The 11,306-nt window shown below is 63.0% G+C and carries 12 protein-coding genes; 6 read left to right on the forward strand and 6 right to left on the reverse strand.

Annotated elements, in window-relative coordinates:
• Positions 1–774, forward strand: a 774-nt coding sequence (gene dapE / locus AC1DT2_RS08335; RefSeq protein ID WP_477295818.1) for a succinyl-diaminopimelate desuccinylase, incomplete at its 5' end; no start/stop codon positions are given.
• A 97-nt stretch (positions 775–871) separates the two neighbouring features.
• Positions 872–2,398 carry a hypothetical protein gene (locus tag AC1DT2_RS08340; RefSeq protein ID WP_477295820.1) on the forward strand — a complete coding sequence of 509 codons (1,527 nt, stop codon included), beginning with the start codon at positions 872–874 and terminating at the stop codon, positions 2,396–2,398.
• Positions 2,399–2,403: 5 nt separating this feature from the next.
• On the opposite strand, the gene AC1DT2_RS08345 is transcribed toward AC1DT2_RS08340, so the two are convergent.
• Positions 2,404–3,192: a phosphodiester glycosidase family protein gene (locus AC1DT2_RS08345; protein ID WP_477295821.1), complete on the reverse strand. Its 789-nt coding sequence runs from the start codon at positions 3,190–3,192 to the stop codon at positions 2,404–2,406.
• 128 nt (positions 3,193–3,320) lie between these two features.
• Between AC1DT2_RS08345 and AC1DT2_RS08350 the strand changes: the two genes are divergently transcribed.
• Positions 3,321–3,809 (forward strand): NUDIX hydrolase, encoded by a 489-nt coding sequence (locus tag AC1DT2_RS08350; RefSeq protein ID WP_477295822.1) that lies wholly within the window; start codon positions 3,321–3,323, stop codon positions 3,807–3,809.
• A 93-nt stretch (positions 3,810–3,902) separates the two neighbouring features.
• Here AC1DT2_RS08350 and parC read toward each other — a convergent pair whose 3' ends face one another.
• The 3 genes from parC to AC1DT2_RS08365 form a co-directional block, all read right to left on the reverse strand.
• Positions 3,903–6,143 carry a DNA topoisomerase IV subunit A gene (gene parC / locus AC1DT2_RS08355; RefSeq protein ID WP_477295823.1) on the reverse strand — a complete coding sequence of 747 codons (2,241 nt, stop codon included), beginning with the start codon at positions 6,141–6,143 and terminating at the stop codon, positions 3,903–3,905.
• A gap of 151 nt (positions 6,144–6,294) precedes the next feature.
• Complete coding sequence (locus AC1DT2_RS08360; protein ID WP_477295824.1) at positions 6,295–7,329, reverse strand: proline iminopeptidase-family hydrolase; 1,035 nt, start codon at positions 7,327–7,329, stop codon at positions 6,295–6,297.
• A 75-nt stretch (positions 7,330–7,404) separates the two neighbouring features.
• Positions 7,405–8,238, reverse strand: coding sequence for an endonuclease/exonuclease/phosphatase family protein (locus AC1DT2_RS08365; protein WP_477295825.1), 834 nt, complete (start codon positions 8,236–8,238; stop codon positions 7,405–7,407).
• Between the two features lie 180 nt (positions 8,239–8,418).
• Here AC1DT2_RS08365 and AC1DT2_RS08370 point away from each other — a divergent pair, with 180 nt between their 5' ends.
• On the forward strand, positions 8,419–8,901 hold the full coding sequence (locus tag AC1DT2_RS08370; RefSeq protein ID WP_157503971.1) for a hypothetical protein: 483 nt from the start codon (positions 8,419–8,421) through the stop codon (positions 8,899–8,901).
• On the opposite strand, the gene AC1DT2_RS08375 is transcribed toward AC1DT2_RS08370, so the two are convergent.
• Together AC1DT2_RS08375 and AC1DT2_RS08380 are read right to left on the reverse strand one after the other, a co-directional pair.
• Entirely contained in the window at positions 8,859–9,266 is a 408-nt protein-coding gene (locus tag AC1DT2_RS08375) for a hypothetical protein (RefSeq protein ID WP_477295826.1), read from the reverse strand. The genes AC1DT2_RS08370 and AC1DT2_RS08375 overlap by 43 nt on opposite strands.
• 55 nt (positions 9,267–9,321) lie before the next feature.
• Positions 9,322–9,897 carry a hypothetical protein gene (locus tag AC1DT2_RS08380; RefSeq protein WP_477295827.1) on the reverse strand — a complete coding sequence of 192 codons (576 nt, stop codon included), beginning with the start codon at positions 9,895–9,897 and terminating at the stop codon, positions 9,322–9,324.
• 233 nt (positions 9,898–10,130) lie between these two features.
• Here AC1DT2_RS08380 and AC1DT2_RS08385 point away from each other — a divergent pair, with 233 nt between their 5' ends.
• Both AC1DT2_RS08385 and AC1DT2_RS08390 read left to right on the forward strand, forming a co-directional pair.
• The gene (locus AC1DT2_RS08385) at positions 10,131–10,328 is read left to right on the forward strand and encodes a hypothetical protein (protein ID WP_477295828.1); all 198 of its coding nucleotides are present in this window, start codon (positions 10,131–10,133) and stop codon (positions 10,326–10,328) included.
• Between the two features lie 50 nt (positions 10,329–10,378).
• The coding region (locus AC1DT2_RS08390) for an eCIS core domain-containing protein (protein ID WP_477295829.1) at positions 10,379–11,306 on the forward strand (928 nt) is incomplete at its 3' end.

The raw sequence follows: 11,306 nt of genomic DNA on the forward strand, positions 1-11,306 counted from the left end.
GATCATCCCGGTACGGTGGGTCTATTGCTGACCAGCGATGAGGAAGGTGTCGCGCTGCACGGCGTTCGCGAGGTGGTCGATCACTTCACGAAGATCGGCCAGCGAATCGATGCCTGTGTGGTCGGCGAACCGTCGGGCAGGGAAAGGCTTGGCGACCTCATTCGCGTCGGGCGTCGCGGTTCGCTTTCGGGCACCCTGACCGTGCACGGTGTCCAGGGCCACGTGGCCTATCCGGACAAGGCGAAGAACCCGATCCACAGCTTTGCGCCCGCGTTGGCGGCGTTGGCAGCGGAGCGTTGGGACGAAGGCAATGCCGACTTTCCTCCCACGTCGTTCCAGGTCTCCAACATCAACGCGGGAACGGGCGCGAATAACGTCATTCCTGGCGAGCTGGTGGCGCTGATCAATTTTCGTTTCTCTACCGCCAGTACGGCGGACGACCTGCGCGAGCGCGCCGAGGCAATTTTGCGCGCGCATGACGTGGCATTCTCGATCGACTGGCACCTGTCGGGGCACCCTTTCCTGGCCACGCCGGGTGGGCGCCTGCGCGAGGTCGTCGTGCGCGTCTGCCGCGACTTATGCGGGATCGATCCGGAACAGAGTACGGGCGGCGGCACGTCCGATGGCCGCTTCATCGCACCGATGGGCGCCGAGGTGATCGAATTAGGCCCGGTGAACGCGACGATCCACAAGGTGGACGAGTGCGTGTCGGTCGCCGACCTCGAGCGTTTGCCCGACCTGTACGAGGCGATCTGCGAGCGCATGCTGGGCTGATCGCCGACAACTATCGGCGCATGTCGCCGATAGTTAGACGCGCGCGCAACCGTGAAGCTCTCCGGGCTCGATAACGGGCGGACGTAGGGATACGAACATGAGAGCTTATGCGCGCACCGCCCTCACGATGCTGGCGGCTGCTGGCACGTGGGAGTCGGCAGCGGCCGTGACGCGAGACGAGACCAGCGTTGCCGGATTGACGATCCTGACCGTGGCCGACGACGATAATCGGGTCGAGGTCGAATCGAAGATCGAGGCGTGGCTCGACGACGGCAAGCGGATTGCCCTGACCGGTTCCGCGTCGTTGCTTCGCTTGCTCCGGCCGAACGGCGTGTACGCGTGGCCGACAAGCAACACCATCGTGCTCGATCCGGGTTCGGGCCTGGGTATCTTCGGCTTCGATGCTACCGATGCGACTCAGCGCCTCGCCGTGCTGCGTGCCTGGACCTGGGCCGAGCGTGCAGAGGTGAGCGACGTGACGCGCCCCATCCGTTCAGCCGAGGCAACGCGACGTTCGTTCGATGTCAGCTTCGACCTTTCAGCGGCATCGCCTTCCTCCGTTTGCCGCGCATTCCGCAGGAAGCTGGCCGCGACCCTGTTCAGTCAAGGGTTGCCCACAAGCGATGAGCTGCGCCCCTTCGCGATCGAGGTCCGACGCTGGTGCCAGTACGGCAACCTCTCGATGCACCTCGCCGCAGCACCGAAATTTACCATCTTCCCGTTTCGCGGCACCGACGAGCCCCGGCTGAGTCTCGTCACCGAATGGGCGCTCTTGCGTAACGACGATCCGATCGAACCGGGCGGAACGAGCTTCGTGTTCTGGGCCAAAACCATCGGCGAGGGCGGTGGCAGCGGTTTCGGGCGGCGATCCGGTACGGAAGGCTATTTCGACGCGGATCAGGGCGGATTACGTCGCTTGCTCGATGCGTCGATCCATAGTGGCTGGGGACCGATTGAATACGACGGCGTCGCGTCCGCCTGGCCCGTGAACTCATCGTTCCCCGGTACCGAGAAAACACAATTGTTCCTGTGTGATCGGCCCGGCGGCCCGGACCTTTTCGGCTGTCCGCAGCGACCGACGCTACGTTCCCTTTATCCGGCCGATTCCATCGATGGCGTCGTGACGGTGTCGCGGGCCGAGCGCTTCATCGTCGGTGGCAACGCCCAGGCCGGCGTCTCCGTCGACTCGACGGGGAAGATCACGCCGAACATGAGTTTCAGCCTGAACCTGGTACAGGCGACAACGGACACCGCGCAGTCGGAAATGCGTCTGGTGCAGACGCGGACCAATGCAGACACGACGTACTACCGGACCACGCGATGGACGCCCGATGTACCGGCCATCTACCAGTGGATCAATGCGCGCGGTCACCGGGGCAGCCTCGCCCAGGCCACACCGCTCGCCGCCACGCTGAATCCGCAATACGAGGTCGTCTGGGAGTTCCCGCTGCGCGGCAACGAGGGGCGCAGGTTGTCTTACAACATGGTCTACGAAGCGGGTTGGAACACCTGCTTCAACGGTCCGAACTGTGCCACGTACGTACAGCCGTCGGATCGCACGCTGCAAGCCAAGGCTCGCGTCGGCTGGAAAGATCGCCTCAGGCTCAACGTTCCCTACGACTGAAGGGATCAGTGCGCCTTCGGAAACACCGCGATCATGCCCGCGTACGGCTTGGTCATGAACGCCGGCGCGCCCGCATAGCCGTCGTCCGGTGTGAAGGCCTGGGAGATCGTGCCGTCGAGGAACAGGGCATCCCGGCAGCCGATCTCGTCGCGGAACAGGCGCGCGAAACTGTGGAAGTTCACCGGCGCACGGCTGACCACGAACACCACTTCATGCGGTGTCCTGGCACAAACGCCGCTGCGCCATTTCATGCTGTCCGAACCGTTGTCGAACTGCGGGTTGATCTCGCCGTCGATGACCAACATGGGACCGGACTGGGTTGCCCAGCGTGCCTTGCGTCCGGCGTCGCGAAACCCTTCGCTGGTGTGGATGTCGGCGGTGCCATCGTCGTAGACGGCGAACACGCCGTTGGGCAACAGCGAAAAGTTTCCTGACCGTGGGTTGCCGTGGATCAGGTTCAACGGGACCAGCGCCTTGCCGTTCTCGACATACAGGCCGAGCGGTTTGAACTCACGATCGTAGATGCCCGCGTTAGTGGCGAACGACAGCGGTCGACCCTTGCCCGCGGTCCAGGTCCTCAGCGCGTCGATCGTGCCGAAAGGCTGGTCGGTCTCCGGGTTACGCCAGTGAAGCTCGATGTCTTCACGGCGCGTGTCGACGGTCACCGCGAAATAGGACTGGCTGTCGAAGACCAGGTCGCGGCTATCCACGGCGTCCGCGGGCGCAACGCAACCCATGGCGGTGGCTGCCAGGGTCGTCGCGATGGCGATGCGGGCCAGAAAGGGGCGGGTCATGCGGGAAAGCTGGGGGTGGGGCATCCGTCGATGTTCGCCGGGTCGCACTGGGCTTGCAAGGGGCGAAACGCCGCCTTCGCACGGTGAGGGGGTAAACTCCCGGGTTTTTCCCCCCTGCTGTCATCGCCATGCCCTATACGCCCATTGTCGCCACGCTCGGCTATGTCATTTCGCCAGACGGCCAGCGCGTACTCATGATTCACCGGAACGCCCGCCAGGACGATCAGCATCTGGGCAAGTACAACGGCCTCGGCGGAAAAATGGAGCCGGGCGAGGATATCRCCGCGTGCATGCGTCGCGAGATCATGGAAGAGGCCGGCATCGAATGCCTTGAGATGCGCCTGCGTGGCACGTTGAACTGGCCAGGCTTCGGCAAGAACGGAGAGGACTGGCTAGGCTTTATCTTCATCATCGACCGCTACTCCGGAACGCCGTTCGAGTCGAACCCTGAAGGCAGGCTGGAATGGGTGCCGGTGAGTGAGCTCGATGCCTTGCCGATGTGGGAAGGCGACCGCCACTTCCTGCCCCTGGTGTTCGACGTCGATCCCCGGCCGTTTCACGGGGTGATGCCGTACAAGGACGGGCGGATGGTTTCTTGGGGCGTGACGCGGCTTTAAGAGCATCGCCGCTGAAGCGGCTCCCACACGGCGCGGCTATTTGTGGGAGCCGATTCATCGGCGATGGCCCCGGCAGGGGCCACCAGCCATGCCTCAACCCGTGGTTTCGATCCGCTCCACGCGACGCAGCCCACGCGGCAATACCCCGCCGCGCGTCGCACGGCTACCGCCGTACTCGACAAGGTCGGCCCACTTCAGCGTCAGCTTGCGCTGTCCTGCGTAAAGCGTGATTTCACCCTTGCCCTCGGTGACCACCGCAACACCGACCACGCGTTCTTCGCCCGATGCCAGCTTGGCCTTGGGAATCTCGATGAGCTTGTTGCCCTTGCCCTTTTCGAGTTCCGGCAGCTCGGCTACCGAGAACATGAGCAAGTGGCCTTCGCCGGTGACCACCACGATACGGTCGCGCGACGGGTCGGCGGAGATCGTCGGCGCCAGCACGCRGGCGCCATCACTGAGGGAGATGATCTGCTTGCCGGCCTTCTGCCGACCCGTCAGCGCTTCGAAGCGGGTGACGAAGCCGTAGCCGAAGTCGGTCGCCAGCACGATGCGAGTGTCGTTGTCCGCGGTGACGACAGCATCGAAGCGCGCGCCCGCGGGCGGGCTGAAGCGGCCCGTCAGCGGCTCGCCGTTGCCTCGTGCTGAGGGCAGCGTATGTGCCGGCGTCGCATAGGCGCGGCCGGTGGAATCGATGAAGGCGACCTGTTGCGTCGTACGCGCACGGGAGATCGCCAGCAGGCTGTCGCCATCGCGGTAGGAGAGGGCCTCGCCGTCGATGTCGTGCCCCTTGCCGGCGCGCACCCAGCCCTTCTGCGACAAGACCACGGTGACTGGCTCCGAAGCGACCAGCGCGCTTTCGTCCAGCGCCTGAGCCACGCTGCGCTCGATCAGCGGCGAGCGGCGCTCGTCGCCGTACTTCTCGGCGTCGCTGCGCAGCTCTTCCTTGATCAGGCTTTTCAGCTTGGCCGGCGACTTCAGCAGCACGCTGATACGCGCGCGCTCTTCCTCGAGCTTGCTGCTCTCTTCATTGATTTTCATTTCCTCGAGGCGCGCCAGCTGACGCAGCTTGGTCTCGAGGATGTAATCGGCCTGCTCTTCATCGAGACGGAACCGCGAGATAAGCACCGGCTTCGGCTCTTCCTCGGTACGGACGATCCGAATCACCTCGTCCAGATTGAGGTAGGCGATGCGTAATGCGTCGAGCAGGTGCAGGCGGCGCTCCACCCGGCCCAGGCGATGCGTCAGGCGGCGGGTGACGGTGTCGGTGCGGAAACGCAGCCACTCCGACAGGACCATCTTGAGGTCCTTCACCTGCGGCCGTCCGTCGAGGCCGATCATGTTCATGTTGACGCGGAAGCTCTTCTCGAGATCCGTCGTGGCGAACAGGTGCTGCATCATCTCGTCCGCATCGACGCGGTTCGAGCGCGGCACGAGCACCAGCCGAATCGGGTTCTCGTGATCCGATTCGTCGCGCAGGTCTTCGATCATCGGCAACTTCTTCGCGCGCATCTGCGCGGCGATCTGCTCGAGGATCTTCGACGGCGATACCTGGTGCGGTAGCGCGGTAATGATGATGTTGCCTTCGTCGCGCTCGTAAATGGCGCGGGCGCGGACCGAGCCGCCACCGTTCTGGTACATGGCCAGGAGTTCGCGGCGCGGCGTGATGATCTCGGCCAGCGTGGGGTAATCCGGGCCCTGGACGTGCTCGCAGAGATCGGCGATCGTCGCGTCCGGGTCGTCCAGCAGGCGAATGCAGGCGCTCGCGACTTCGCGCAGGTTATGCGGCGGGATATCGGTGGCCATGCCCACGGCAATGCCCATCGAGCCATTCAGGAGCACGTGGGGCACGCGCGACGGCAGCCAGGAGGGCTCGTCCATCGTGCCGTCGAAGTTCGGCACCCAGTCTACGGTGCCGTGCTGGAGCTCGGACAGGAGCACCTCGGCGATCGGGGTCAGACGCGATTCCGTGTAGCGCATCGCCGCGAAGCTCTTCGGATCGTCCGGCGAGCCGAAGTTGCCGTGGCCGTCGACCAGCGGGTAGCGGTACGAGAAGGGCTGGGCCATCAGCACCATGGCTTCGTAGCAGGCCGAGTCGCCGTGTGGGTGGAACTTGCCGATCACGTCGCCGATGGTGCGCGCCGATTTCTTCGGCTTGGCGCTGGCCGAAAGGGCCAGTTCGCTCATCGCGTAGATGATCCGGCGCTGGACCGGCTTGAGCCCGTCACCCACGAAGGGCAGGGCGCGGTCCAGCACCACGTACATGGAATAGTCGAGGTACGCCCGCTCGGCGTAGTCCTTGAGCGGGATCTGTTCGTAATTGGCTTGCAGATTCATGGGCTTGGCTGTCCGGCTGGCGCGCTAAGGCGCGTCGTTAACCGGGTGATGTTGCCAGAAACCCGTCTCACAGGTGTAGACCCGTAGACAAATGTAGGAGCCGATTCATCGGCGAAAAGCCAACGAAGCGGTGATGCCGGGCCCATGTACCTCAGCGCAAAGGCTTCCCCGCGTCCACATCCTTCAAAAACCCAATCAGCCCCGTGAAATAGGTCTGCTGATCGTCATACATGGCCATATGGCCGCCCTTCGGGCACAGCAGGAACCGGGCATTCGGCATTTTCTTAGCCATCGCCTCCATGTACTTCGGGTCCATGGTGTCGTACTGCGCGCCGATCACCAGGGTGGGAACCTTGATGTTCTTCAGGTCCTTGCTACGGTCCCAGTGCAGCAGCTTGCCGCTTGCGCCCAGTTCGCTCGGGCCCTGCATGGACACGTAGATCTGTTCATTGATGTGGGCGAACGCGCGCTGCACCGGCTCCGGCCACTGGTCGGCCGGCATGCGCAGGATGTGCTGCTCGTAGTGCATGGGCATGAGGATCGCCATGTACTCCGGGTTGTCCGTCTTCTTCGCCGCCTCAAGGCGCTTGACCTCGGCGAGCTTCTTCTGGTCCATCGCCGGCATCAGCACTTTGTTCGCGTACTGGTTGTAGGCGGGGATGCTGTCGACCATGTTCGAGATGACCAGGGCCTTGAGATGCTGCGGGTACTTCAGCGCGTACTCGATCGCGAGCACGCCGCCCCACGAGTGGCCAAGCAGGTAAAAATTGTCCTTATCGAGGTGCAGGGCCTGGCGCACCTGCTCGACTTCGTCGACGAAGCGCGGTATCTCCCACAACGATTCGTCGGTGGGCTTGTCGCTGAAGGCCGAGCCTAGCTGGTCGTAGTAGTAATACTCGACGCTCGCGCCGGGAAAGTAGCTGTCGAAGGCCTCGAAGTACTCGTGCGTCGCGCCGGGGCCACCATGCAGGAGTAGTACCTTGATGGTCGGGTTGTTGCCGACCCGCTTGGTCCAGACGCGGAATTTGCCCTTGGGGGTGTCGATCGTGATCATCTTCACGCCACCCGACAAGATGTCGTCGTGACCGGCGTGATCGAAGTACGAATTCGGTGGGGTCTCGGCAGGCGCGGCGTACGCGCAGGCGGCGACGAGCGCCAGAAGAAGGGTGGCAAGCAGACGGCGCATCTCGTTGTCCCACAGGGTGTTGGCGCCGACTATCGCTGGCGGCGGGCCTGCTGACAAGTCGTAACGCGAAATAGCTCAAAGGGTGAAGTTCGCCTCGACCGGGAAATGGTCGGACGGATACCGGCCGTCTTTCGAGGTGGTCACGGTCTGCACCGACGTGGCCTCCACGCCGCGATAGAGAATCCAGTCGATCCGCTTCGTGGGTTTGCCGGTGAAGTCGTGGAACGTGTCTGCCGGGCCCTCCCGCTTCGGTGAGGCGGACCACGCGTCCTTCAGTGCAGCCGTGAGCGCGGCATGCGCCTCACTCTCAGGTCCGGTATTGAAGTCGCCGGTGATGATGACGGGGACGCCGGCGGGCAACTTCCCGATCCACGCGGCCATTTCATGGGCGCTTCGTGAGCGAGCATCTTCATCCTGATCGCGGTACGGATAGTGCGTGTCGAGCAGGTAGAAGCGCTTGTGGTCGGAGAGTCGCTCGAACAGCGCCCAGTTCACCATGCGTGGAAAGATGTTGCCCCAGGTGATGCTCGCGACCTTATCCGGAGTGTCGGAAAGCCAATAGTCGCCACTCTCGACCAGCTTGAGGCGGTCCTTCCGGTAAAAGATGCCCATGTGTTCGTCGGCGTGACCGCCGAAGCGATCGCGGCCGAACCAGGTGTATTCCGGAAGGCGGGCGACTGTGTCGTCGCCTTGCTCTTTCGCCAGCTCCTGGGTGCCTATCACGTCCGGATGAAGCTGCCGGATGGTATCGGCGAACAGGTCCCGTCGTGCCTCCCAGCGGTTCGGTCCATCCTTTCCCGTGATGGTGCGGACGTTGAAGGACATCACCCTGAGTTCGTCGGCGACGACTGGCTGGGCGATGGCGGTGGTAAGCGCCGCAAACAGGGCGAATCGGGACATCCGGATCATGCGTGGAGGATTCCTGGAGAGGGGGAATCACCCGAATATATCGACGTAACGAGATCATTTCCGTTACCTGAGTCCCGCCTCCGAGCGACACCATGTCGCGCCCCGGATCGTCCGCGGTGGCATCCACGGGTGCGGCCAATCGGTCAGAATGGGGCGATCTTACGCAGCAGCGGAGCCGACATGAACCATCCTGAGCCAGATACGCCTCGTTCCGGCGCCAACGGTCGTCGCGTTGCGCTCGTGGTGATCCTGGTCGCATTCGTGGCCTCGGCGACCACGGCCATGCTGGCGTTCACGGCATCCCACCGGGCGCGGACGGCGGACGCCACGGCACAAGCGGCGGACATCGCTGACCTGCGTGCGACGCTTGCAGAATGGCAGGCGCAGGTGACTGAAGCGCAGCGTGCGGGGCATGATGAAGCGCCGCAGCGCCTGGGTGTACTCAAGGCGCGAGCAGCGGCCCTGACGACGTGGAAGCCGCGGACACCCTGTGGTCAGCAAGCCCGGGAGCAGCTTCGTGTGGCGATGGATGCGCGAGTTCGGCGTATCGACGGGATGCTTGCCGGAAAGGCTGCAGGCCTGGATAGGGTCGATGAGCAGGCAAGTCTGGAAGGCGCACTTCACCAGTGTGAGGTAGAGCCAGGGCGTGACGTGAACATCTGAAGGGCGACCGCTGGCGCAGCTTTGGCAGGCGTCTCCACGGGGCTAAGGTGGACATAGCCTGAAAACGCCTTAAAGATTCCCCAAAGGACGGCTAGCACGGCGACRCCGCCGAACACGCCGCTTTTCCAGCGGACCAGACTCTCGACCTTTCCTTCCAGGGTCTCTACCTTCTCCCTGATCGACTCGGTCGTGGTCGTCAGGTGCTTGACGTCGACCTTCAGCTCGGTCAAGCCGATCTTCAGATCGGTCACGCCGCGTTGCACCTCCAGAAGCATGCTCATCGCGACGTCACCGCTGAGGGATTGGGTGGATCCCTTCGGCTGAGCCACGTCGTTCTTCGGCGTTTCGATATGTATGGCGGGCATGCGGGGTACCTCTTATTTCTTGGTGCGTGGGCATCTGTTCAATTGGACGATCGGCTTACTCGAAGAACCGGACCAGGGTCTTTGCGCCGCCTTCGGCGAGCCAGACAAACAGCCCGCAGCAGCCCGCTGTGACGGCAGCGATCGTCGTTCCTACGCTCTTCCATGAAGGAAGACGCTTAAGCTGCGCTTCGAACCGAATGAGCTGACTGTCAGCTCCGCGCTGGCGGCTTTCTTGCCGGTCAAACCTTTCCTCGGCTCGATCAACTCGTTCGTCGGTCCGATCAAGCCGCTCTTCGACTCCGGTGAGGCGCGCTCCGATTGCTACCGTCTGAACCTTCAGATCGACGATGTCCTCGCTGACTTTGTCGAGGCGTTTGTCCACGTTATCGAAACGCCTGTCCATGTTGTCCAGACGCTTGTCCATCTCGCCCAGACGCTTGTCCATGCGGTCCAGGCGTCCGTCCATCATCTGGAGCCTTCCGTCGATGCTTCTGAGCAGGGTCTCGATAGTCACCGGATCATCCTTCCTGAGTTCTGCGTTGGTAACGTCAGCGTAGCGGTGCGGATAGTCACCTGAATTGAGAATCGCGACCGATTTCGAAGCATTAGTCGTCGGGTTGAGAATTGTCATGGGAGCTCTCCGCAGGCGCCGATCAAGATTGGCCCGCAGAGGGTAGGGCGTCTGTAGCTCTCGCTCGCACGAAGACGTCGGACGTTGCTGTGGAAACGTCAAAATGCCATGGGCCTGCATGGAAGGATCGAGCATCTCTCGAATGAACGCGACCAACCGTGCATCGGAATGATTCAGACGAGTGCATCAAAAAATATGGTCGTCGCTGTCGAAGCCTCGCAGGCAACCACCTGATGAACGAGGTTACCGAGTGGCTTCAATATGCACGTAGCCTGACACGGCTACTCGCCGACTTCATCCATGAGTCCGAAACGGTGGATTGCCAGCGCGTGGCACATGGTCTCGAGGCCATTGGCGCGCTAACGCACATGAGCGTGCAGTGCACAGCGCAGGCGCACGCGCGCATGTGCTGGGAGCAGAGGGCGGACTAACGTGTGCCGTTGGTAGCGTCGGCCCGAACCGTTGCCGGAAATGAGCCGGTATGGCTGACCTGGAACGTCGAAAGACGGTGTATAAGTCGCATGCTGGCTGCGAGCTTGGTCTGAAACACTACTCATCATCTCAGGGCGGCAAGATGCTCACCCCATCGACGCAACGTCAAACGGGAAAAAAACGGCAAGTGCAGGTCCCGATACAGCGTGCCCTGTCGATGCATGCCGCCGAGCTAACCGCTACACCACCCGCGCTGCATTACGCGCCCCGCGCGATACAACGCGTACCTTCTGCCGGATCAGCAAAGGCGCTCCCGTCCGGCTTGCGCGCCGGCATCGAATCGCTCTCCAGGATGGACATGAGTGCGGTGCGCGTGCATTACGCCTCGCCCTTGCCCGCGCAATTGAGCGCGCTGGCCTACGCGCAAGGCAATCACATCCATCTCGCCCGCGGCGAGGAGCGACATTTGCCGCATGAAGCCTGGCATATCGTTCAACAGCGCCAGGGGCGCGTAAAGCCGACACTGCAAGATCAGGGCGTGCCGATCAACGACGATGCTGCGTTGGAGCGCGAAGCCGACACCAAGGGCGCGCACGCCGCACAACGTAAGCAGGCGGATTGGCGTGCGGAAACGACCGCCGGTTCGCAGGCGCAGTCGGGCGTCGTGCAGCGCTACCTTATTGTCGACGACGTGGATCACACACGTGACGTAAAAGTCGGAGGGCGCGATCTCAATGCTCGTGTGCAAGCGGTCAAGCGCAATATGGAAGGTGCCGTGGGGCCGCTGCGTTTCGCCGCCCGGACCTTGGAGAACACCGCCTTCCGGTTCATACAGGCGGACGACCGTGGTCTGGTGACCCGGCAGATCAGGAAATGGATCGAGGACAAACGGGGCGTCGGCAGCCCCGATAGCCGGAACGCGCAATTCGGGCGCAAGAATCAATCGCGTTCGTATGCGAATTATCACGATCTGGCGC

It is taken from the genome of Luteibacter sp. P4_E6, from assembly GCF_056401535.1.